Raw genomic sequence first — 23792 nt, 5'->3', positions numbered from 1 at the left:
GATGGATCACATCGTCCGTGCGAGGCTGTCGGCGACATCCTTGGCGGCCGCCAGCGTCACTGCGATGTCTTCGCGGCTATGGGCCGTCGACACGAACAGGTTCTCATAGGCCCCGGGATGGAAGAGCACGCCGCGCTCCAGCATGCCTTCCCACCAGCGCCGGAACAGTTCCTGGTCGGCATAGCGCTCGGCATCGCGATAGTTGTGGATCGGCTTGTCGGCGAACCACACCTGCATCAGGGGGCCGAGACCAACCGTGTAGGCGGGCAACCCGGCCTGTTTCAGGACGCGGTCGAGGCCTGTCCTCAATTCGTCCGAGACAGCATCCAACTGCTCATAGATCCCATCCTGGCCGAGTTCGTCCAACGCCGCATTGGCGGCGGCGACCGCGATGCCATTGGCCGTATAGGTGCCCGCCATCGACACGGTCCCGTCAGCGACCAGGCTCATGATCTCCTTCCTGCCGCCGAGGGCCGCCACCGGGAAGCCGCCGCCGAGCCCCTTGGCGAACACTGACAAATCAGGCCGAATGCCGAGCCGCGCCTGAGCGCCACCGAGGCCTAGGCGGAAACCGGTGATGACCTCGTCGAAGATCAGCACGACATCATGCCGGGTGGCGAGATCGCGCATCGCCTCCAGATAGCCCGGCTTGGGCAGGATGCAGCCGGTATTGCACATCACCGGCTCGGTAATGATGCCGGCGATATCCTCGCCATGCTTGGCCAGAACGTCGGCCAGCACCTGCGCATCGTTCCAGGGCAGGATGATCAGGTTCTCCTCCACGCCGCGCGGCATGCCGGGGCCCTGTGCAACGGCCGTGGGGCTGTGGTCCGGTCCGGCCTTGTCGATCGGCGGGTGCTTGCTCCAATACACGCCGTCGGAAAAGCCGTGATACATGCCCTCGAAGCGGATGATCTTACGCTTTTTGGTGAAGGCCCGCGCCAGGCGCGTCGCATAGAGCACCGCTTCGGTGCCGGTATTGCACAGGCGCGCCTGCTCGACGCCAGGTACCGCGGCCACGATCTTTTCGGCCAGGACGGCCTCGTCCGCCGTCGGCAGGGCGAAAACGGTGCCGCGCTGCTCGATGAAATCGACAACGGCGCGGGTCACCTTGGGCGGGCGATGCCCGAGGATCATCGGGCCGAGCCCAAGCAAATAGTCGATGTAGTGATTGCCGTCGACATCGACGAGCCGAGATCCCTCGCCCTTCTCGACGAACAGGGGATAGGGCAGCCAGCCGGACCATTGGGCCCGGGCGGTCGAGTTCACGCCCCCTGGAATGACATGGCGCGCCGTTTCGAACAGGGCGGCGCTGGTGGCGGTGCGCGTGAGAGTGGTGCTGATGAAATTCACGGAACTATCTCGATTGAAGAGGGAGTTGGCGAACGCCCCGTCCTTCGACGGGTGCTCCTGGGCTCAGTGCTGGGTTAGATCGGCGTCGAGGAAACCGAGGGGATGGGGCGGGCGGATCACCCGCGTGCCGGCCTGTTCCTGCTCCGCGGCAATGTTGCGGTGGAGCTCGGGCATCTTGGTCCAATGGACCTTGGGCCTGTAGTGATGCTCGGCGTGATAGCCGTTGTTCATCCAGGTCCAGTTGTAGACCTTTTCATAGGTACTCACGCCCCAGGCCAGCGGCTTTTCCGGGTCGCCACCGAAATGCTCGTAATAGCCGTTGAGGGACGACAGGCACTGGCCCAGATAGTTGAAGGGCAGCATGCAGACGATGAAGCGCCAGTCGAGCAGCGCCAGCACCAGGTAGAAGCCGATCATCACGGCAAGTTCGAACTTGGCCTGACGAGCCTCGCCCGGACGCCTGACCGCCATGGCCCTGAGGATCTCGGCAGGGTCATCACGGAAATAGCTCAGGAAGGTATAGGCCCAGACGTTTTCGGGTTTTCCGTCATGGCCATGCTTGTAGATCGACAGATAATCGATCGTCTTTCCACTGCCGTCGGGGCGGTCCATGTTGCCACTGTGATGGCGCATATGAACAAAATTATACATGATCTGCGAAAACCCGAGCGTAATCGACAGCATGAAGCTGAAGGCGACATTCAAGGTCTGGCTGGCAAAGAACGAATTATGAATGAAGTTGTGGGATATACTGTTGATATTCCATGATATCGACAGCGAATAGATCAGTGCCAGGCAGATGAAGCTCCACCACGACAAATGCGGAAAGGCGAAAAACAGTCCGATCACGGCAAGGAAATGAGCGGTGCCGAGTACCACGGGTACCCAGTCCCATTTTGAGTATTGCAGCATGCGCATCTTGAACGTTCCTGGTTCGGTCGCCTGGTCAGGCAACCAACAGAGCGGCTGCCGCACCAACCGCAAGGAACGTGCCAAGATCGCCAAAGCAGGGAATGGCCGCCTTCCACCAAGGTTTTTGGCACATTGCCCGCCATGGCGGCGCGCAGTGCGCCGATTGCCACTCCGACATTTCATGACGCGAGCTACAAAACTTGTAGCTCGCAATTTGGAGGGAGCCGAGGAAGCCGCGGCCTTGGCGTGCCGATCTTCTCCGTTCCATCGGCAGGTCGATGGAGCGGGATCGGCATTTCCGCCGGCAAGCATTCGTCTCCATGCCGGTCTGGAGACCGGCACACCGGTTTGCGACCCCAAGAAAGCCGACTGGCACGCATCTTGCCACCCGAGAGGCAAACCTTCTGCCAGCGGATCGTGAAATGGCGTATCGGATATATTGCGACTTCGACGGAACGATAGCGACCAGCGACGTTACCGACGTCCTGCTCGAGGCTTTCGCGGCCCCCGGCTGGCGCGACATCGAAGCCCAATGGCAGGCGGGCCTGATTGGCTCCGCCGATTGCATGGCGCGCCAGGTCGCGCTCCTGCATTGCAGCCACCCTGCCCTCGATCGATTGCTCGATTCCATCGACATCGATCCCGGCTTCGTCGATTTCGTCGCCTTCTGCCGGGACCATGACATCGAGCCGACCATCGTCAGCGACGGCCTCGACTATGCCATCCGACGCATCCTTTCGCGTCTTGGCCTGGGTGACCTGCCTGTTATCGCCAACCGCCTGATGTTCCTGGCCGAAGACCGTCATGCCATGCTCAGCCCCTACGCTTCCACAGCCTGCCGTTCGGCTGCTGGAACCTGCAAATGCGAGGCCGTCAGGGCGACTGGCGGAGCGGGGCCGCATACCACCATCCTGGTCGGCGACGGCCGCTCGGATTATTGCGCGGCCGGGGCCGTCGATCTCGTCTTCGCCAAGGCCGGCCTTCTGGAGCATTGCCAGGCCAGCGGCATCGTGCATTTGCCCTACAGGGATTTTGCCGAGGTCACGCAGCTTCTGGCCGAACGACTGCCGAGCCTCGGCGCCGGGTTGGCCGGCCTGGCAGCGCAAGTCCCCGATGGAACCTTCCTCGGGCAGGAAAAGCATACCGGCCTGCTCGAGGCCTGCATCCCAGGCAGGGTGCTGCCATGATGCCGATCAGGATCCTGGATCTCGACGGTAGCCTACCCGGCCAGAAGCCGATCGCCCGGCGCCTTCAGTCCGGCCAGGCGGTGCTGCATGATCTGCGCTCGCTCGGCCCGGCCTTGCGTCTGTGGGCGCGCCGGCAGACCTACGCCGCTTTCGAGAGCTTCTGGGCCAGCCTGCCGGCGCCGTCCGAGCCAGCACTCACCCTGGTGGGCTCGGGCGATTTCCATCATCTCACCGCCGGCTTCATCGCCTCGGCACCGGGACCGCTGACGGTGGTTCATTTCGACAATCATCCCGATTGGTGCTGGACCATGCCCCGCCGCCATTGTGGGTCGTGGGTCAACGAAGCGCTCGCCCTGCCGCATGTCGAGCGTGTGGTCACCATCGGTCCCTGCAGCGACGATCTGGTGCGTCCGGATCGCAAGGGGGCCAACCTGGAGGCCTTGTCGAACGGGCGGCTGGAGCTTTTCCCCTGGTGGCATGGTCCCTCGGAAACGCGCAAGGAAGTCCGCAGCGGTGCCGGCCATGTTGCTGCCGACGGACTGATCCGCTGGCATAATCTGGTGGATCAGGACTGGAGCGGCTTTCTTTGCGCCCTGATGGAGCGCGTACCGACGGAACGGATCTGGATCACCATCGACAAGGACGTGCTGCCGCCGACCGAAGCCGTGACCAACTGGGACCAGGGCGGGCTGCCGCTGCAGCGCCTGATCGAAGCCATCCAGCGCCTGGCGGCCAATTTCAGCGTGGTCGGCGCTGACATCTGCGGCGAATATGCGCCGATCCGCCACCGCAATCCTTTTAAGCTTATCGAATCCCGGCTGGACCAGCCGCGCGTCGATGCAGAGCCTGATCTCACTATCAATGCCCATACCAACGAGCGGCTGATTGCTGCCTTCGAGGCTGTCCTATGAACGGTTTTGCCTTCCTCGTCCTCTTCGGCACGATCCTGTGCGACGTCGTCGGACAGCTCTGTTTCAAGGCTGGCCTCGACGGTGTCACAGGCGGGGATTCGTCCCGTCCGGTCTGGCTCAAGGTCGCGACCACGCCCTTGATCTGGCTGGGCGTGGCGACCTACGCCATCGAGATCGGCGCCTGGCTGTTCGTGCTGTCACGCATGCCATTGAGCGTCGCTTTCCCGTTGGCGAGCCTCTCCTATTGCGGCATCGCGCTCGCAAGTCGCTTCATTCTCAAGGAGCCGGTATCTCGCCGGCGCTGGCTCGGGACCGCCCTCATTGCCGTGGGTGTCGCTATTGTGGGGACCTCGACATGAACGTTCATACCCCCCCGATCGGCAAATCTGAGACCCAAACCCAGTCCGCGCCCCCTCTGGCCCATGCCTTCCATTATGCCGGCGGCCCGACCGCCGTCCTGCTGATTCATGGGCTGACCGGCACGCCGGCCGAGCTGAAGCTGGTCGCCAAGGGCTTGGCCCGGGCCGGTTATTCCGTCTATGGCGTACAGCTCGCCGGCCATTGCGGCAGCGAAGCCGACCTCATGGCGACCGGCTGGAAGGACTGGCTCGCCAGTGCCCTGGAAGCTTTCGACCGGATCCGCCAGAACCACGATGCCGTGTTCGTCGGTGGCCTGTCGATGGGTGCGCTGCTGGCCCTCCTGGTGGCATCCCACCGTTCCGATCGCGTCGCGGGCTGCCTGCTCTATTCACCGACCATGTTCTATGATGGCTGGAGCGTGCCGCGCGGCAGCGTGCTTCTGCACGTGGCCATCCTGCTTGGGCTCGGGCGCTTTTTCCGCTTCCGAGAGAATTTTCCTTACGGCATCAAGGACGACCGACTGCGGGCCCGGGTGCAGGCCGCCATGGAATCCGGCCGCAGTGAAGAGGCGGGCCTGCTCTATATGCCCGGCCGAAGCCTTGCCCAGCTTCTCTACCTCATCCGGGATCTGAAACCACGTTTGCCCGCTCTGCGCATGCCCGCTTTGGTCCTGCATGCCCGCGAGGACGACGTCACCAGCATCCGCAACGCCAATTATCTGGCGGCCAATCTCGGCGGCAATGTCGAGAAGATCCTGCTCGAAAACAGCTATCACATGATCACGCTCGACCAGGAGCGCGATCTGGTGGTCGACCATTCCGTCGGCTTCCTCAAGCGTACCGAGCCGCGCCGGCTCGCCCAGCCCACGCTGAGCCTGGCGCTCAATCGAGGACGATCATGACGCTGACCGCCGTCGTCGAGAACTCGATCGCCGCCTTCGACAGTGCGGACTGGAATCGCTGCTTTCCGTCCGATCCGGAAAACTGGGCCTTCTATCGTGCCTGCGAGGAAGCCGGCCCTCCGGGCTTCACTTGGTACTACGCGGCCATCCGCGATAATGGCCGGTTGGTCGCCGTCGTGCCGGCCTTCGGCACCGAATATCGCCTCGACACCACCGTGCAGGGGGTCTTGAAGCGGATCACCAACCAGATCCATCGCGTGCTGCCCGCTCTCTTGTCACTGCGCCTGATCGCCTTCGGCTCGCCGGTTGCCGAAATCTGCCATCTCGGCTTTGCGCCGGAGGTGCCGGCCTATGACCGGCCGGCTCTGCTCCGGCGTATCGTCACCGCCCTGCAGGAATTTGGCGCCGCCAAGCGCTACGGCCTGCTCGGCATCAAGGATGCCCCCTCCCGGGATGACGGCCTGTGGCGCGGCGCGCTCACGCCAAGCGGCTTCACCCGCCTGCCCGGCCTGCCGACGGCCATGCTCGACCTGCCTTTTGCCACTTTCGACGCCTATCTCGAAAGCTTGAGCAAGGCCACCCGCAAGGACATGCGGCGCAAGCTCAAGGCCTTCAAGGATATTCGCGTCGAGCAGCGCCGCGAGATCGACGACGTGGTTGGCGAGGTATCCGCCCTCTACCAGCAAACGGTCGCCCATAGCGACCTTCAGTTCGAGTATCTGCCGCCAGACTATTTCCCGCAGTTGCTGCGCTTTCTTACCCCCGAAGCCAGCGTCTTCCTCTACTGGCATGGCAATGAGCTGGTCGCCTTCAATTTCGTGATCGAGACCGCGGACCGACTGATCGACAAATATATCGGCATGAACTACGCCGTCGTTCCGAAATTCAGTCTCTATTTCAACAGTTGGCTGCACAATGTCCGCTATTGCATCGAGCGCGGCATCCCGGTCTATCAGAGCGGCCAGGCCTTCTATGGCCCCAAGCTGCGGCTGGGCTGCCGGCTGCAACCCAATTGGCAATATTTCCGCCATCGCAACGCGGCAATTAACACCATACTGCAAGTCGTCGCCAAATTCGTGCGGTTGGACCGCTTCGATCCTGCGATCGCCAATCTCGTGAAGGATGCGGCATGACCAACACGATATCCACTCCGCGTCCGGGCTACCGCAATACCCTGTTTGCGTGGCTGCTTCTGCTCGTGTTCGAAACCACCTCGCAATTCGCCCTCAAGATCGGCGGCGAGGCGCTGGCGCATCTTCCCTTCGGCCTCGCCTGGCTTATGGAAGCGGCGAGCAATCCCTGGGTCATCGTCGGGGTCTTCGGCTATCTAGGGGCCTTCTCCGCCTGGATGGTCATTCTCGATCGCATTCCGCTCAGCTTCGGCTTTCCTCTCACCGCCGTGGTGATGCTGGTGGTTGCCATCGCCTCCCACTATGTCTTTGGTGAAGAACTCTCGCCCTGGCGCATGGTGGGCATCGGCCTGATCGTGGCGGGGGTGGTCGTCATGGGGGGAGGCGACGGGTGACGATGCTCACCGTTCTCTATAAATGGTGGAGCCGCTCGATACGCTGGAAGCTCGTCGGCGTGTTCGTCATCATCAGCGTCATTCCGATGCTGATCGCGACCAAATTCGCCACGCAAGTGGTCTCCACCACGTTCGAGGACAATGTCGAGGCCTGGCTGTTCCAGACCTCGCACTTTTTCGTGGCCAACATCCTCGACCAGCGTCGGGAAACCGCCAGCATCGCCGACGTGCTCGCCGAGAATGGCAGCCTGACCGCTCTCGTCACCGGACAATCGCACGAGATGCCGCCGGCGGTGTCGCATATGATCAATGCACTCGGCTATGATCTCCTGCTGATCTCCGACAATGAGGGCAAGGTCGTCTTCTCCTCCAAGCCGGCCACCAACATCACCAGCGTACCCTTCGGCGAGGGCCAGAAGCTCTATCTCGACGTGATCGACGGCACGCCGACCCTGATGGCGGCGGGCTCCAGCACCTTCGATTATCAAGGCCAGCGCTACCACGTGCTGATCGGTACGCTGGTCGACCAAAGCTTCGTCGCCAATATGGGGGCATTGTCGTCGCTGACCGTTCGCCTCTACTACAAGGTCAATGGCCAGTTCACGCAGGTCTATGCCTCCAACGGGCAAGCACCCATTGCCTTGCCCGCGGCGACGCTGGCCGAGGTCGCTGGCAATGGCGTCGATGAGTATACATCCGCCGATATCGCTAGCGAGGATATCTCCATCGGCATCTATGCGCCGATCCGAGATGGCAACGCTCTCATTGGCGTATTGTTTTGTGGCCTCAGCTCGGAGTCGGGCATTGCCGATTGGGTGACGAGCAAGAACCTGTTCATCGCCATCTTCGCCTTCGGCATGCTGCTGTCGCTCGGCGCCGGCCTGATCATGTCGCGCCTGCTCACCAGCCCGGTCATTCGTCTTGCGGAGGGCGTCAACGCCATCGCGAAGGGGGATTTCACCCAGCGCGTGCCGACCCGCCGCCACGATGAACTCGGCCAGTTGTCCATCGCGTTCAACTCGATGGCCCAACAGCTCGAGGGGCTGCGCAAGATGGAAGCCAAGCTCAGAAGGCGCGAGCGCATGACCACGCTCGGCGAGGTTGCCGCCGGCCTTGCGCATGAGGTGCGCAATCCGCTCGGCATCATCAAGACCTCCGCCGAACTCCTCCAGAACAGCGCCAACCTGACCGAGGTGGAGACGCGGCGCCTGGGCTATGTCATCGACGAGGTCCGCCGGATCGACCAGTTGATCCGCGACTTCCTGGCCTTTGCCCGGCCGCCGCAGCGCATGACGGACCTGGCTCCCGTCGATCTTGTCGACCGGGTTCTCGGCAGTTGCCAGAGCGAGATCGAGCAGCAGCAGGTCCTCGTCAATGTCGAGGACGAAAGCGGCGGAGCCCGCATCCATGTCGATCGCGACCAGATGATCCAGGCCTGCCTCAACCTGGTGCTCAACGCCCTGCAGGCCATGGAAGGAACGCCCGAACTGGCGACGGCACCCGGTCTTGCCGTTCGCCCCCGCCTCGACATTCGCATCACCACCGAGGGAGACGAGGTGCATTTCATCTTTGCCGACAATGGACCTGGCATCCCGTCAACCCTGATCGACCGCATCTTCGATCCCTTCGTCACCACCAAGGACAGCGGCACCGGGCTTGGCCTCGCACGCGTCTTCGCCGTCGCCGAAGGTCATGGCGGCTGGATCGAGGCCCGCAACGCCACGCATGGCGGCGCCATTTTCGAACTCGTGATACCGGCATCTCAACGGAGGGCAGGCGATGTCCCAAACGATCCTGCTCGTTGACGACGAGGTGAAGCTGCTCGACGTGTTGAGCGGCGTGCTGGAGGGGCTGGGCTATCGCCCGCTTACCGCAAGCAGCGGTGCCGCCGCGCTCGAGCGGTTGGAGCAGGAACCGGTCGATCTCGTGCTCACCGATCTGCGCATGCCCGGCATGAGCGGGCAGGAATTGCTGGCCGAAATTCACCGCCGCCATCCTTCCATGCCGGTGGTGATCATGACCGCCTACTCGACGGTGCGCGACGCCGTCCAGGCCATCAAGGACGGAGCCTTCGACTATATCGACAAGCCGATCGAACAGGAGGAGCTGGCGACGACCCTCGCCAACGCCCTGCGGCTTCACGAGGCTTTGCGCGACAACGAGCGCCTGCGCCAGGAATTGGCCGGACGCTACAAGTTCGACACGCTGGTGGGCAAATCCCCCGCCTTCCAGAAGGTACTGCGTGCCGTGAGCGAGGTGTGCGAACAGCGCACCACGGTGCTGCTCACCGGCGAGAGTGGCTCGGGCAAGGAAGTGGTGGCCCGCGCCATCCACTTCAACAGTCCGCGCCAACGCAAACCCTTCGTCGCGGTCAATTGCGCCGCCATTCCCGAGGCACTGCTGGAAAGCGAGTTCTTCGGCCATGTGAAGGGCAGTTTCACCGGCGCCGTCAGCAATCGCGTCGGCCGTTTCGCCCAGGCCGAGGGTGGCACCCTTTTCCTCGACGAAGTCGGCGACATGCCGCTCAACCTGCAGGCCAAGATCCTGCGCGTGCTGCAGGAGCGCCAATATGAGCCGGTGGGAGCCACGGGCTCACGCACGGCCGATGTGCGCATCATCGCCGCGACCAACCGCGACCTCACCCAGATGGTGGCCGAGAACAAGTTCCGCGAGGATCTTTACTACCGCCTCGCCGTGTTCCCGATCGCCTTGCCGCCTCTGCGCGAACGCGCCGAGGACATTCCGCTGTTTCTCGATCTTTTCGCCGACGACCTCGCGCCCACGCTCGGCAAGCGCGACATCCGTTTCAGCCCCGACGCCGTGCGCGTGCTGACCGCCTATCGCTGGCCCGGCAACATCCGCGAACTGCAGAATTGCGTAGAACGTTCACTGATTTCGGCGCGCGGCCCGGTGATCTCGGCCACCGACCTGCCGCCCTATATCGCCGAAAAGCCCGGCAACGGCGCGGCGCAGGATTTTCCCATTCAACTAGACGATGCAGCTGCCGCCTTCGAACGCGGCCTCATCGTCGAAGCCCTGAAGCGGGCCGACGGCGTGCAGGTGCGCGCAGCCGAACTGCTCGGCATCAATGAACGCAGCCTTTGGCACCGGCTGAAGAAATACGACATCACCGTCTCCAAGACGGTCGGGCCGCGCTCCTAGAGCAAAGCGCGTTCAGGTGTGAACGCGCGTTGCTCTCATTGTTTTGTTTTGACGCGTCTTTGCGATTCTTGGCGATTCCGACGAACCGCAAAACGCTTTGACGCCGCCCCATAGGAGATCATGAGATGGATTCCATCCTGGACCGCATCGTGCGCTGGGCCTTTGCCAGGATTGTCAGCCGCGGCAATCTGACGGTGGTGACACCCGCCGGAACCCGGCTCGTCTTCGGTGACGGCAGCGGCGAACCTGTCACCGTCCGCCTGACGGACCGGGCTGCTGTGTTGGCGCTGCTGGCCGATCCGGACATGCGGCTCGGCGAACTCTACATGGACGAGCGCTTCCTGGTCGAGCAGGGCTCGATCTACGATTTCGTCCATCTCATCCTGCGCGAGGGCCAGAACCAGACCCATCCCCTGCCCGCGCGCCTCATCGATCGGGCCCGCGCCGCTCTGCGCCGGTTCCGGCTGCGCAACCTGCCGGGCCGTTCCAAGCGTAATGTCGCGCATCACTATGATCTCGACGGGCGTCTCTACAACCTGTTCCTGGATGCCGATCGGCAATATTCCTGCGCCTATTTCGAATATTCCGGCCAGAGCCTGGAAGACGCCCAGGCCGCCAAGAAGCAGCACATCATCGCAAAGCTTCGGGTGGGGCCGCAGCACAGGGTGCTCGACATCGGTTCGGGCTGGGGTGGTCTCGCCTGCTCGATCGCCGAGGCCGGAGCTGCCGAGGTCCGAGGCGTCACCCTGTCGGAAGAACAGCTGGCCTTTGCCCGCGAACGGCCCAAGGGCGTTGTCGAGGGCCGCGTCCATTTCGACCTGATCGATTATCGCAGTGTCCAGGGACGCTTCGACCGCATCGTTTCCGTCGGCATGTTCGAGCATGTCGGTCTTGCCTATTATGAGACCTTCTTCCGGACCGCCGCCCGGCTTCTGGCCGACGACGGCGTGATGCTCCTGCATACCATCGGCTGTTCGTCCGAACCCGGCTTCACCACGCCCTGGCTCGACAAATACATCTTCCCCGGCGGCTACATCCCTTCGCTTTCGGAGATCCTGCCGGCCATCGAGCGGGCCGGGCTGATCGTCACCGATGTGGAAGTGCTGCGCCTGCATTACGCCGAAACGCTGAGGGCCTGGCGCGAACGTTTCCTGTCACGCCGGGGCGAGGCCGAGGCGCTGTATGACGCGCGTTTTTGCCGGATGTGGGAATATTACCTCGCCGCCGCCGAGGTCGCCTTCCGCTGCGAGGATCTGGTGGTGTTCCAGATCCAGCTCGCCCGGTCCAACCAGACCCTGCCGATGACGCGCGACTATATCAGCGCCGAACGCCGGCCGGCGGCCAGCAAGTTTACGCCCGCAGACACCCAGCTTGGAAACGTAGCCTGAGGAGGCGCGCCCGACTCGTCTCCTCTCAGCCTGCCCGGACTGCCCCCTGAACCAAACGAAATGATGGAATAGCCGCAAGAATCTCCCTCAACTCCACCGAACGGTGACGACCATGGCCCATATCGTGCTGATCAATCCGCGCTTCGAGGCTTCCTATTGGGGCCTGGAACATGCCCTGCCCCTGTTCGATGCCAAGGCCAACCTGCCCGTCGCCTGCCTGCCCTTGCTGGCGGCGCTGACACCGGCCGAACACACCGTCACCCTGATCGACGAAAACGTCGAGGCAATCGACTATGAGCTCTGCGCCCGGGCCGATATCGTCGGCCTCACCGGCATGATCGTGCAGCGTTTCCGCATGCGCGAGATCCTCGATGAATTGAAGCGTCGCAAGTGCTTCGTAGCGGTCGGCGGTCCCTGGATCACGGTGAGCGAGGACTATTTTGGCGACGACGCCGACGTCACCTTCATCGGCGAAGCCGAGGAGAGCTGGCCACGCTTTCTGGATGACTGGGTCCATAATCGCCATGCCCGTCGTTACGAGCAGACCGACAAGACCGATATGTCAACGGTGCCGGTGCCGCGCTTCGATCTCCTCAAGATGGACGATTATGCGGTCGGCAGCGTGCAATTCTCGCGCGGCTGCCCGTTCACCTGCGAGTTCTGCGACATCATCGTGGTGTTTGGCCGCAAGCCCCGCATCAAGACCAGCCGGCAGGTCATCGCCGAACTGGAGGCGCTGCTGGCGACCGGGATGGATACCGCCTTCATCGTCGACGACAATCTGATCGGCAACAAGAAGGCGATCAAGGAAGTGCTGCGCGACGTTGTCGCCTGGCAGGTCGCGCATGACTATCCGATGACCTTCGTCACCGAAGCCTCCATCGACCTCGCCGACGATGCCGAACTGATGGAACTGATGGTGGACGCCAATATCCGCGTGGTGTTCATCGGTATCGAAACACCCAATGAAGCCGCTTTGCGCGAGACCAAGAAGCTGCAGAACGTGCGCAAAGGCGCCACCATGCTGGAAAAGGTCCACACCATCCAGCGCAGCGGCATCGAGGTGTGGTGTGGCATGATCCTGGGTTTCGACAGCGACGATGCCTCCATCTTCGAAGCCCAGCGCGTTTTCATCCGGGAGTCCCGCATCGTCAACGCCATGGTCGGCATGCTCGCCGCCATTCCCAAGACACCGCTCTACGCTCGCCTCGCCAAGGAAGGCCGTCTCGACCTCTCCGACCGGCAGCCCTACGGCACCAATGTCATCCCTCTCAATTTGAGCCGCGAGGCACTGCGCGACGGCTATCTGGAGGTGATGGCCGATCTTCACCAGCCCCAGGCCTTTTTCGACCGGCTGGACGCGCTCTATCTCGACGAACGCATCAAGCCGGAGCGCTCCAGGCTGCGGCATCTGCGCCGCCATCCGCTGCGCCTGGCGAAGCTCAACCTGATGTGGATGCTCGAAGCCGCCGGTATCTTCCTGCGCCTGATGCGCCGGGTGCCCCAGAAGGAACTGCGTCGGGTCTATCGCCAGCGCTTGTGGACGATGCTCAAGCGTCGCCAGTCGCCGGTGGTGATGCAGATCTATGCGATCAAATGCGCCATGCATTACCACGCCCATACCATGATCAGCGACATGCGGGCGGGCCGGATCGTCAACTCGTTCTAGGGCGTGTCGTCAGCTATGGTTTCGAAGCTTTGCTTGGACAGATTTGTGCTGACGGACGTCCAATGACCGCGCAGCAATTGCGCGCGGTCAGAAGTCGAGGGAGGAAACGCCAGCACAAGGCAAGGAGGGCCAAAGGCTTCTTGCGCTGGGTCGTTCTCAGCCACTTTGGCGGTCACTTAGACCTATGCCGTTTCACGAACCATCTCCGCTGACGACAGCACGGGCGGCACGAACGACAGCATCCGTCGTAATATCGAACTTCTTGTAGACATCGTCGATTTTGCCGGATTCACCGAAGTCGTGCATCCCAACGAAGCGCCCCTCGAAGCCGAGATAGCGCTCCCAGCCGAGTTCCACCGCTGCTTCCACGGCGACTCGCGCGGTCCCTTCGCCGAGCACCGCCTTCTTGTAGGCAAGATCCTGCTCCTCGAAGAGCAGGCGGCAGGGCATGGAGACAACGGCCGTGGGCACTCCCTCCTGCTGCATGATTTCGCGGGCCTCGACGGCGAGATGCAGTTCGGAACCTGTCGCCAGGATGGTCAGCTTGCGCGCTCCGCCCTCGGCTTCCAGCAGGACATAGGCACCGCGGGCGGATTTGTTCTCCAGGCTCGCCTCCCGGCGCAGCAGCGGCATGGGTTGGCGTGACAGTGCGATGAGTGCGGCACGGCGCGGCTGATCGAGAATGAGTTCCCAGCATTCGGCCGTCTCGACGGGATCGCCGGGGCGGTAGACACCCAGATGCGGGATGGCACGCAGCGCCGCCAGATGCTCGACAGGCTGATGGGTGGGGCCGTCCTCGCCCAGACCGATCGAATCATGCGTCATCACGAAGATCGTGCGGATGCGCATCAGCGCCGCGAGCCTGATGGCTGGGCGGCAATAATCCGAAAAGCACATGAAGGTTCCGCCGTAGGGGACGAGGCCGCCATGCAGCGCGATGCCGTTCATCGCAGCCGCCATGCCATGCTCGCGCACGCCGTAATGGACGTAAGACCCGGCATAGGCGCCCGGCCTGATCTCGACCTGACTCTTGGTCCTCGTGTTGTTGGAGGGCGTGAGGTCGGCCGAGCCGCCAAGCAATTCGGGGATCGCGTTGGCGAGGTGTTCGAGCACGGCGCCGCTCGCCTGCCGGGTTGCCATGCCCTTGTCGCCAGCGATGAACTCCTGCTTGGCGGCGGCAATGGCGCTCTTCCAATCTGCCGGCAGTTCGCCCCTGTGGCGACGCTCGAATTCCGAGCGCAGCGGCTCCGGCGTGGCCTTGACACGCTCCAGCCAGGCGGCGCGAGCGCTTGCTCCCTTCGAGCCGATGTCGCGCCAGGCCTTCAGGAGGTGGTCGGGGATCACGAAGGGCGGCGAGTCCCAGCCCAGTATCTTGCGGGCACCGGCGATCTCCTCTTCCCCTGGCGCATCGCTATGGGCCTTCTGCGTGCCGGCCCTGGTGGGGAAGCCGAAGCCGATGATCGTCTTGCAGGCGATCATCGACGGCTTGTCCGTCACCGCGCGGGCGGCCGTGATCGCCTCGCGGATGGCGTCGGTGTCATGGCCGTCAATCTCCTGAACATGCCAGCCGGAGGCCCGGAAGCGCTCGATCTCGTTGTCGGACACGGCGAGGCTGGTCGCCCCGTCGATGGTGATGGAATTGTTGTCCCAGAAGGCGATGAGCCGCCCCAGCTTGAGATGGCCGGCCAGCGAGATCGCCTCCTCGCTGATGCCTTCCATCAGGCAGCCATCGCCCATAAAGACATAGGTGTAATGGTTGACCAGATCGTCGCCGAAAGTCGCATTCAGGATGCGCTCGCCCAGAGACATGCCGACCGAATCCGCGATGCCCTGCCCAAGAGGGCCAGTGGTGAGCTCGATGCCGGCGGCATGGCCGTATTCGGGGTGACCTGGCGTCTTGCTGCCAACTTGGCGGAAACGCTCCAACTCTTCGATCGGCATGTCCTTCTCGCCTGTCAGGTAAAGCAGGCTGTAGAGCAGCATCGAGGCATGGCCGTTGGAGAGAACGAAGCGATCCCGATCGGGCCAATGGGGCTCCGCCGCATCGAACGTCATGAAATCCTTGTAGAGGACAGTGGCGATGTCAGCCATGCCCATGGGCGCGCCGGGATGACCGCTCTTGGCCTTCTGCACGGCATCCATCGACAGGAACCTGATGCAATCTGCCATGTCGCGGAGATGCTGGTCACGCGGGGCAGGTACCGTCTTCGGTGTCGCGGTTGAAGTGGCTTCATCCATAAGCACGATCCTTCTCAATGAGGTGATTGCGCGACAGCAAGCCTGTCAACCGCATTGCCTTACCGCGCAGATACGGCAACATTCGTTCATACTATAATCTGGCAACCTAGTCGCTTGATGACGAACCCTCATCGTCTTTTTGGCTGGGCTGAATACCACCGCCCCCATCCTGAAGTTCGCCTGGAAAGCCGCGCGAAAGTCACGATCGACGTTCCGCTCATGGTAGGCGCGTGGGGGGCAGTACAAATCGTTCCACCCAAAGCTTGAATCGTAATCAGTCTTCAATGGGAAGCCTGAATCTCAACAAGTCTTGGCGTAAAGCGCGTTCTAGCGAAACTTCAGGCCGAAGGAATAGCTCAGGCTGAGGCCGACCGTGTTCTGATTGACCGAACCGAAGCGCTTTGTGACCGGGCTGTCGGCGGCATCGCCCGTCAGGCGCTCGAACTTGTCGTAGACCGTAGCCTTCCAGGCTGGCGAGAATTGATAGGAAACCGAAGCGAGGGCGCCATAGGCCTTGATGCCGGCCGAGGGGTCGTAGGGTATCACCTGCCCATTACGCAGGGCATCGCGCTCCGTCACGCCGAAGGAAGAGCGCATATAGGTCCCGTTGCCGACCGACAGGCGCGGGCCTATGGAAAAAGTGAAGGCGCCATAGGGCTGCACCCAATCAGCCGAGAAATCAGCGACCAGCCCCTGCCCCGCCCGCAGGGCCTGGCGTACCTCCGCCCGGGCGCGCAACTGGTTCTCGATCAGCCAATATTCCATGAACAGGCCGGCATCCAGCGTCGCGGGTACCGTATGCACCCCGGTGAGGTCCCGCTCATCCGACCGTGAGCGGCCACCGCGGAAATCGGCCGCGGGCCCGATGGCAAAGCCATGGCTCTCCAACAAGGCGAAGGAGAACGCATCGTCGGGGGCGCCCCAGCCTGGCGCTTCCCCGGCGCGCCTGATGTCGAAATCGGAGGGCAGCACCGTGACGCTGGTTTTCGAAGCGCCTTCATAGGTCGGCCCGTACTGAACCCCAACGCCCAATGTCACGATCCAGTCCGGACCGGCATCAGGCTGCGAGGAGAAGTTCAGTACCGAATAGGGAGAGCGTTCATCGGCATGCGCCGGCAAGCCGGAGACGAGCGAACCGGCACCCAGACCAAGGAAAGCTAGAACGGGCAACACACTCGAACGCATGGACGCGGCATCCTCAAACTGGATCGTACTTGCGGTACCTTCCATCGCCTTGACAAGCAAAATCAGGCTAGAGGTTTAAGATTTCATGGGCATGACGCGATTGCGCCAGGCTGGCTACCAGATAGAGACGGTTCATCAATCTGAGCTGGTCGGGAGCACCGCGGGTCGTGGGCGCATCCCTGCGCATCATGCCGACCATGGTCTTCATGTTGTTGAGCACGACCGCCGCTATATCGTCCGCCTCGGTCTCGGCCAGGCCTGGCGCGTTGGCCTTCAGCGCTGCGCGTACGCCGGCAAGAGCCTGGGCGCGGAAGCGGAGGCGGATCTGCGTCCAATCCGTCCTCGAATCCAACAAGGCCGTGACGGCCCGTGCCTTGGGATGAAGCTTTACCAGGAGCTCAATCAGGAGGTCCGCCAGTTCCTCCGGCGTGACACGTCCTGCCTGGTCGCGCACGGAATCATAGGCCGCGGCAAGGACCGTCGCATAATGGTCCATCAGGGCATCCGCCACCGCGTCCTTGCTGGGAAAGAAGCGATAGAGCGAGCCGATGCGGGCATCGGCGCGAAGGGCGATCTCCGCCATCGTCGTCGCTTCGAACCCGCGCTCCTGGATCACCTCCGCCGCCGCCTCCAGCAGTTCCGCCACGCGTTGGCGGCCGACCTCGCGCTGCGGCGCCAGGGTTTTGCGTTTCTGGCTTGACAAATTTGAGCCCATCCTCAAATAGATATGTTGCTTGAGTAATTCCTCAAATAAATAGCGACCTTCCCCGCACGGTGCAACCCGGCACAGGACGGTCGAGAACCCGGCGAAAGGATGGTTCCATGCTCGCCCTACCCGCCCGCACCACGGCCCTCATTCTGATTGATCTGCAAAAGGGCATTGTCGGTACGCCGACCGAGCCCTATTCCGGCTCGGACGTGCTTGCCAGAGGGCAGCTCCTGGCCAGGCGGTTTCGCGCCGCTGGCGCCCCCGTCATTCTCGTCAATGTCGCCTTTTCTCCGGATTTCGGCGACGCGCCCAAGGGGGCGGTCGATCAGCCGATGAAAATACCGCCCGGCGGTTTTCCCGACGGCTGGGCCGATCTGGCCGACGGCCTTGCAGAACCCTCCGATCTCCGGGTCACCAAGCGCCAATGGGGCGCCTTCTACGGCACCGAACTCGACCTGCAGCTGAGGCGTCGCGGCATCACCACCGTGGTCATCGGCGGCATTGCCACCAATATCGGCGTGGAGTCGACCGCCCGCGCCGCTCATGAGCACGGGTATGCCGTCGTGCTGGTGGAGGACGCCTGCACGGGCCGCGCTGCAGACATGCATGCCTTCGCCGTCGAACGCATCTTCCCGCTCCTCGCCCGCGTGACCAAGGCCGACGAGTTCATGCTCCAGCCATGAAAAGCCCGGCTCGATGGCCGGGCCTTGCCCGTCTCTCTCTTCAATCCACGCCGCCGGCTCGGCGTTGGGCCGCATTGCTGGCCTGTTCCATCCTGCTTGCGGCCCTGCTGCAAGGGTTGAAGCTTCCCGCGGCCTTCATGCTCGGGCCCCTGTCTGCCGGCGTCCTGCTCCAGATGGCGGGTGGATCGGTCAAGGTTCCCTCGTCCCTGAACGCAGCAGCACAGATGGTGATCGGCTGCCTCATCGCCCAGGCGATCAATCCGACGATCCTTGCCAGCGTTGCCCGGCAATGGCCGGTATTCTGTGCCGTGGTGGGCCTTGCCGTCGCCGCGAGCGCGCTGATCGGATGGGGCATGAGCCGCTTGCGCATCATTGCCGGCAGCACGGCAGTCTGGGGCATGCTGCCGGGCGCCGCCACCGTGATGATGGTGATGGCGGAAGCCTATGGTGCGGATTTCCGCCTTGTCGCCTTCATGCAATATCTGCGCGTGGTTCTGGTGGCTGCGGCCGCTTCGCTGATCGCCCTCCTTTTCGTTCAGGACGGCGGCGGCCGCTTCGCGACCGGCTTTTTCCCGCCGATGGCGTTCAGCGATCTCCTGGCGACGGCAGCGATCGCGCTTGCCGGCGGCGGCATCGGCCGCCTCCTGCGCATCCCCGCGGGCATGCTCCTCGGCCCCCTGGCACTCGGCGCGCTCTTCAATGTGCTGGGCTGGGTCCGGATTGAATTGCCGCCGATCGTGCTCATCGCGAGCTATACGCTGATCGGCTGGAACACCGGCTTGCGCTTCACGCCGCAGATCCTGGCCGCAGCCGCCCGGGCCCTGCTGCCGAGCGTGGGCGCTACCGTCCTTCTCATGGCCTTCTGCGGTTTTCTGGCCTGGCTGCTCGTGATCTTCCTGCATGTCGATCCGCTGACGGCCTATCTCGCCACCAGCCCGGGCGGGGTCGATGCGGCCGCCATCATCGCGGCCTCGACCCATGTCGACACTCCCTTCGTCATGGCCTTGCAGACGGTTCGGCTGATCATCGTGCTGGTCATCGGCCCGAGCGTGGCGCGATGGGTGGCCGATACGCTCGGCCGGCCGGTTTCCGAGGCCGGGCCGGTCGATCTCAACGATCCGAACTGACGCGCCCTCGACACCGGCACGTTTTCAGAATTGCAGGCCCAGGCCACGGCAGCGGGTAGAAGGCCATGACTTGGACAATGGCCATGGCCTTCCACTTCACTCTGATTTAATCATAGATTGGGAAGCGGGCGAGCAGGTCCTGCACCTCCTCGCGCACGCCGGTTTCCACGGCGCCGTTGCCCTCTTCGCCATCGGCGGCAAGACCGTCGATCACCTTGAGCGTCAGGCGTGCAACTTGCCTGAACTCTTCGGTCATGAAGCCGCGGGTCGTGCAGGCCGGCGTGCCCAGACGTACGCCGGAGGTGACCATCGGTCCCTGGGGATCGAACGGAATACCGTTCTTGTTGCAGGTGATGTGAGCGCGTCCGAGCGCGGCTTCCACCGCCTTGCCGGTGAGGTTCTTGCGGGTGAGATCCACCAGCATCAGATGGGTGTCGGTACCGCCAGACACGATGTCGACGCCGCCACTGGACAGTCCCTCCGCTAGGGCCTTGGCGTTATCAACGACATTGGCGGCATAGGTCTTGAACTCGGGCGTCAGCGCCTCGCCGAAGGCGACGGCCTTTGCGGCGATGACGTGCATCAGGGGCCCTCCCTGCAGGCCGGGAAAGACTGCCGAATTGATCTTCTTGCCGATGTCCTCGTCATTCGACAGCACCATGCCGCCGCGCGGGCCGCGCAGGGTCTTGTGCGTTGTGGTGGTCACCACATGGGCATGGTCGAGCGGATTGGGATGGACGCCGCCTGCAACCAGGCCGGCAAAATGCGCCATGTCGACGAACAGCTTGGCGCCGATCTCGTCGGCGATCTCGCGGAAGGCTTTGAAGTCGATGATGCGCGGATAGGCCGAGCCACCGGCCAGGATCAGCTTGGGCCGGTGGGTCTTGGCGAGGGCACGCACCTCGTCGAGATCAATCCGATGCGTCTTGGGGTCGACGCCATAGGAAACCACATTGAACCACTTGCCCGATTGGTTGACGGGCGCACCATGGGTGAGATGGCCACCCGCGGCAAGGTTCAGGCCGAGAAAAGTATCGCCCGGCTGCATCAGGGCCATGAACACCGACTGGTTGGCCTGGCTGCCCGAATTGGGCTGCACATTGGCAAAGCTGCAGTTGAACAACTGCCGCGCCCGCTCGCGGGCAAGTTCCTCGACCTCGTCGACATGTTGGCAGCCGCCATAGTAGCGGCGCCCGGGATAGCCCTCGGCATATTTGTTGGTAAGGACGGAGCCCTGCGCCTCAAGCACCGCCCTGGAGACGATGTTTTCGGAGGCAATCAGCTCGATCTCCTCGCGCTGGCGATGAAGCTCGCGGCCGATGGCACCGCTGACCGCCGGATCGGCCTTGGACAGTGTGTCGCGAAAGAAATGGCCGGTATCGGTGCTGCCTGATCTGACGGGGCTATCCATGAAACTCTCCCTTGTGGTGCCCGGAGGCGCTGATATGACCATCGTCAGCCGGTCCAACCGAGCCCGGCCGAGATGCAGTTGATTGAAAGCAGCAGGGCATTGACCGCCCGCTTGGGGCTGGCGGACTGGCCGTCCTGGGTACGGACTTCCCGTAAAAGCTGAACCTGCAGGCGGTGGATCGCATCCATCTGCGGGCGGATCTGGTCGAAATGGCGTTTGAAAGAGGGAAATCGCTCCGAAAGGGCCAGTCCGCCATTGACCTCGCCGATCATCTTGCGGGTCAGGTCATATTCGGCCGCGATCTTGCGATAGATGCGTTCACCCACCTCGTTGTCCTGCACCAGCGAGGCATAGAGGTGCCCGATCTCCATGTCGGTCTGGTAGAGCCCCTTGTCCACTTCGTCGACGACGAGCCGGAAGAAGCGCGAGCGTTCGAACATCTGACGCAGGAGGTCGAGGCCGGCATCGCCGCGAACGCCCACGAAGGAGTTGAGCGCGCTGCCGATGCCATACCAATTGGTGATCAGGTGCCGGTTCTGGCTCCAGGCGAAGACCCAGGGAATGGCGCGCAGATCCGAGATGTCGCGGGCGCCGAAGCGCCGCGCCGGGCGCGATCCGATCTTGAGCAGCGACAATTCCTCGACCGGGCTGGCCTGGTTGAAATAGTCGATGAAGCCGGGCTCGCGGATCAGGCCGGAATAGCTAGCCTGCGACATGCCGGTGAGCGCTTCCAGGGCCTCGTTGAACTCGGGGATGTCCTTGAGCTCGCTCTCGTTACGCGACTTGACAGAGTGGGCGAACACGCTCGCGGCCAGGATCTCGAGCTGGTAGAGGCCGGTGCCGCGATTGGCGAATTTCGACGACACCACCTCGCCCTGCTCGGTGACGCGCATGACCCCGTCGATGGTGCCGGCCGGCTGGGCCGCGATGGCGCGGCCGGTGGGCGCCCCGCCACGGCTGACCGAGCCACCACGGCCATGGAAGAAGCTGATCTTGACCTTGCGCTTGAGACCCAGCGCAGCGATGCGCCGCTGGGCCTTGCTCAGCTCCCAATTGGAAGCGAGGAAGCCGCCATCCTTGTTGCTGTCGGAATAGCCGAGCATGACCTCCTGGCGGTTGGCGAATTCGCGCACCGATCGGCGCACGATCGAAATCCCGAACAATTGGTCGAGAATGTCGGGGGCAGCGCGCAGATCCGCGATGGTCTCGAACAACGGCACCACGCGCAGGTTGATGGTGCCGCTGCCGTCGGCGGCCGTGGCCAGGCCGCTATATTGGGCGAGCAGATAGACAGCGAGCAGGTCGTCGCAGGAGCGTGTCATCGACAGGATGAAGGCACCGATGGCGCCTGTGCTCGGATCCACCGACGCGTCGCGGATGACGTCGAAGAGGTCGAGCAATTCCCGGGCTTCGTCGGACAAGGCTGCCCGATCAAGCGTTGGTCTCCTGCCTGATTGCAGCTCGGAACGCAGGCGAGTGCTCCATTGCCCGGTTTCTGGCTGCGGCACCTCGTCTGCCGCGATCTGGCCGAATAACTCGGCCAGCACGCGATTGACGACCGTGGAATTCTGGCGGATGTCGAGCGCGACGGTGCGGAAGCCGAAACTCTCGACCTGCTGGCGCAGGGGGCGAATGAGGCGCCGCGCCGTCAGCGAGCCGCCAAGCTTGATGAGGACGTTTTCGAGATCGCCGAGATCGGCGTTGAAGGCATCCGCCCGGGCATAGGGCTCGGCGAGAGACTCGCTGCGCAGGGCGCGCAGACGCTCCAGCATGCCCGCCGCGAACTGGCGCAGGGGCTCCCCGGGATTGCGTGCCGTCACGGCCGATGCCGTGCCCGTCGAGCTCAGGAGGCGCGCCAGGGCCTGGCCGAAATCCTCGGGAATGTCGACGACGTTGGCGCTGACGCTGAGCAAGGTCACCAGGCGGCGCACCTGCTGAATATACCAGCCGATGACGGCCTGGCGGCAAGCATCGAGTGCATAGGCCGTGGTCTTGGCCGTGACATTGGGATTGCCGTCGCGGTCGCCGCCGATCCAGGAGGCGAAATGCAGGAAGGAGGGTACCTTGAGGTCATATTCCGGGTAGTGGCGCCCCAGTGCCTCCTTGGCCGTCTCGTAGATCCGGGGCGTCGCCTCGAAGATGACCTCGCGGAAGAAGTGGAGGCCCCAGGCGATTTCGCGCTCGACCGATGGCCGTTCGAGCCGCAATTCGCCCGACATCCACAGCAGCTCGATCTCGCTAGCGAGGTCGTTGACGTGCTGCTCGCGCTCGCGCGGCGCCCAGCGATGCTGTTCCAGCTCGGTGAGCTTGCGATAGATGCGCCGGTGGATCTCGAGAACGGTGACCCGCTTGGCTTCGGTCGGGTGTGCCGTCATGGTCGGCCCGACCCACAATTGGTCGAGCGCCGCCTGCACTTCCTCGGCCGGATAGCCGGCGGCGGCGATCTCGCCCAGCACGTTGGAAAAGGAGCCAACGATTTCGTCGGCGCCGCCGATCTGTTCGAGCTCGCGCCGAGCGCGCACGGCGAGGAGTTCGTTGGCAATGGCGACGAGCTGGAACCAGATTCCGGTCGCCTGCAGCGCGCAGATGCGCTGCTTCTTGTCGAGCCTATCCAGAGGCTCGGTGCCGGCCAGCACCGCGGCCAGAGAAGGCTCGCGTTCACTGACGACAGAAAGGAGCAGCCTGAACAGCAGGCTGCGCACGTCCTCGCGGAAACTGAGTGGCCTGCTCTCATCCATCCAAGGCGTCCCCCGTCATCCATCCATGATACCGCAGGCAGCCCGACACCGGCCTCTTGCCTGTTCCCCCGAATGCTTCGTCCTGGGGATTTTTGGTTGGCTTAGCAGATCGCGTTTTGCCGCGGTTGGAAACGCCCGGACGGGTAGAAATCCTGTTCGTTCGGGTGGTGAAAAGACTGGCCGCCCGGATGGTGCAAGACTGTGGCCGCGCCTACTCGTGGCCAGCCACACCAATGGCTCCGCATCATGTCTCATTACAAAAATTTTATTAAATAGTATTTTAGGAGAATTTCTTGCCGCCACGCGTTCATCCCCTCAATCATAGAGGGACGA

At 63.2% G+C, this 23792-nt stretch carries 19 protein-coding genes; 12 read left to right on the top strand and 7 right to left on the bottom strand.

What is annotated here, in order from left to right; genetic code table 11:
• Positions 1 to 6 precede the first annotated feature (6 nt).
• On the bottom strand, positions 7 to 1353 hold the full coding sequence (locus ACN6KF_RS31145; protein WP_434960750.1) for an aspartate aminotransferase family protein: 1347 nt from the start codon (positions 1351 to 1353) through the stop codon (positions 7 to 9).
• Positions 1354 to 1416: 63 nt separating this feature from the next.
• Positions 1417 to 2271, bottom strand: coding sequence for a fatty acid desaturase family protein (locus tag ACN6KF_RS31140; RefSeq protein ID WP_434960749.1), 855 nt, complete (start codon positions 2269 to 2271; stop codon positions 1417 to 1419).
• Positions 2272 to 2687: 416 nt separating this feature from the next.
• On the opposite strand from ACN6KF_RS31140, the gene ACN6KF_RS31135 reads away from it, so the two are divergent.
• The 10 genes from ACN6KF_RS31135 to ACN6KF_RS31090 all read left to right on the top strand — a co-directional run bounded on the left by ACN6KF_RS31135 (position 2688) and on the right by ACN6KF_RS31090 (position 13368).
• Positions 2688 to 3452 (top strand): MtnX-like HAD-IB family phosphatase, encoded by a 765-nt coding sequence (locus ACN6KF_RS31135; RefSeq protein ID WP_434960748.1) that lies wholly within the window; start codon positions 2688 to 2690, stop codon positions 3450 to 3452.
• Complete coding sequence (locus tag ACN6KF_RS31130; RefSeq protein ID WP_434960747.1) at positions 3449 to 4363, top strand: arginase; 915 nt, start codon at positions 3449 to 3451, stop codon at positions 4361 to 4363. Before ACN6KF_RS31135 ends, ACN6KF_RS31130 begins: the two co-directional genes overlap by 4 nt.
• Positions 4360 to 4722 (top strand): EamA family transporter, encoded by a 363-nt coding sequence (locus ACN6KF_RS31125; RefSeq protein ID WP_434960746.1) that lies wholly within the window; start codon positions 4360 to 4362, stop codon positions 4720 to 4722. The genes ACN6KF_RS31130 and ACN6KF_RS31125 overlap by 4 nt, the downstream gene beginning before the upstream one ends.
• A complete protein-coding gene (locus ACN6KF_RS31120) occupies positions 4719 to 5624 on the top strand; it encodes an alpha/beta hydrolase (RefSeq protein ID WP_434960745.1) in 906 nt (301 codons plus the stop codon). The genes ACN6KF_RS31125 and ACN6KF_RS31120 overlap by 4 nt, the downstream gene beginning before the upstream one ends.
• Positions 5621 to 6757 carry a GNAT family N-acetyltransferase gene (locus tag ACN6KF_RS31115; RefSeq protein WP_434960744.1) on the top strand — a complete coding sequence of 379 codons (1137 nt, stop codon included), beginning with the start codon at positions 5621 to 5623 and terminating at the stop codon, positions 6755 to 6757. The genes ACN6KF_RS31120 and ACN6KF_RS31115 overlap by 4 nt, the downstream gene beginning before the upstream one ends.
• Entirely contained in the window at positions 6754 to 7149 is a 396-nt protein-coding gene (locus ACN6KF_RS31110) for an EamA family transporter (RefSeq protein ID WP_434960743.1), read from the top strand. Before ACN6KF_RS31115 ends, ACN6KF_RS31110 begins: the two co-directional genes overlap by 4 nt.
• 2 nt (positions 7150 to 7151) lie before the next feature.
• Positions 7152 to 8954, top strand: a complete 1803-nt coding sequence (locus ACN6KF_RS31105) for a sensor histidine kinase (protein ID WP_434961353.1) — start codon at positions 7152 to 7154, stop codon at positions 8952 to 8954.
• A complete protein-coding gene (locus ACN6KF_RS31100; protein WP_434960742.1) occupies positions 8929 to 10311 on the top strand; it encodes a sigma-54-dependent transcriptional regulator in 1383 nt (460 codons plus the stop codon). Before ACN6KF_RS31105 ends, ACN6KF_RS31100 begins: the two co-directional genes overlap by 26 nt.
• 125 nt (positions 10312 to 10436) lie before the next feature.
• Positions 10437 to 11699, top strand: coding sequence for a class I SAM-dependent methyltransferase (locus tag ACN6KF_RS31095; protein WP_434960741.1), 1263 nt, complete (start codon positions 10437 to 10439; stop codon positions 11697 to 11699).
• A gap of 112 nt (positions 11700 to 11811) precedes the next feature.
• Positions 11812 to 13368, top strand: a complete 1557-nt coding sequence (locus ACN6KF_RS31090) for a B12-binding domain-containing radical SAM protein (RefSeq protein ID WP_434960740.1) — start codon at positions 11812 to 11814, stop codon at positions 13366 to 13368.
• Between the two features lie 192 nt (positions 13369 to 13560).
• Here ACN6KF_RS31090 and tkt read toward each other — a convergent pair whose 3' ends face one another.
• The 3 genes from tkt to ACN6KF_RS31075 form a co-directional block, all read right to left on the bottom strand.
• Complete coding sequence (gene tkt / locus ACN6KF_RS31085) at positions 13561 to 15606, bottom strand: transketolase (protein ID WP_434960739.1); 2046 nt, start codon at positions 15604 to 15606, stop codon at positions 13561 to 13563.
• 327 nt (positions 15607 to 15933) lie between these two features.
• Positions 15934 to 16791 carry a MipA/OmpV family protein gene (locus ACN6KF_RS31080; RefSeq protein WP_434960738.1) on the bottom strand — a complete coding sequence of 286 codons (858 nt, stop codon included), beginning with the start codon at positions 16789 to 16791 and terminating at the stop codon, positions 15934 to 15936.
• Between the two features lie 67 nt (positions 16792 to 16858).
• Entirely contained in the window at positions 16859 to 17494 is a 636-nt protein-coding gene (locus tag ACN6KF_RS31075; RefSeq protein WP_434960737.1) for a TetR/AcrR family transcriptional regulator, read from the bottom strand.
• 119 nt (positions 17495 to 17613) lie between these two features.
• Between ACN6KF_RS31075 and ACN6KF_RS31070 the strand changes: the two genes are divergently transcribed.
• A complete protein-coding gene (locus tag ACN6KF_RS31070; RefSeq protein ID WP_434960736.1) occupies positions 17614 to 18183 on the top strand; it encodes a hydrolase in 570 nt (189 codons plus the stop codon).
• Positions 18180 to 19310, top strand: coding sequence for an AbrB family transcriptional regulator (locus tag ACN6KF_RS31065; RefSeq protein WP_434960735.1), 1131 nt, complete (start codon positions 18180 to 18182; stop codon positions 19308 to 19310). The genes ACN6KF_RS31070 and ACN6KF_RS31065 overlap by 4 nt, the downstream gene beginning before the upstream one ends.
• A gap of 106 nt (positions 19311 to 19416) precedes the next feature.
• Here the strand turns inward: ACN6KF_RS31065 and glyA are convergent, their stop codons facing one another.
• Positions 19417 to 20721: a serine hydroxymethyltransferase gene (gene glyA, locus ACN6KF_RS31060; RefSeq protein WP_434960734.1), complete on the bottom strand. Its 1305-nt coding sequence runs from the start codon at positions 20719 to 20721 to the stop codon at positions 19417 to 19419.
• Between the two features lie 44 nt (positions 20722 to 20765).
• On the bottom strand, positions 20766 to 23459 hold the full coding sequence (locus ACN6KF_RS31055) for a phosphoenolpyruvate carboxylase (RefSeq protein ID WP_434960733.1): 2694 nt from the start codon (positions 23457 to 23459) through the stop codon (positions 20766 to 20768).
• Positions 23460 to 23792: the final 333 nt, after the last annotated feature.

The sequence above is a fragment of the Labrys methylaminiphilus subsp. lupini genome (assembly GCF_051161885.1).
Taxonomy (GTDB): Bacteria; Pseudomonadota; Alphaproteobacteria; order Rhizobiales; family Labraceae; genus Labrys.
The sequence above is the reverse complement of the archived record's forward strand: the minus strand, read 5'-3'. Positions and strand labels throughout refer to the sequence as shown.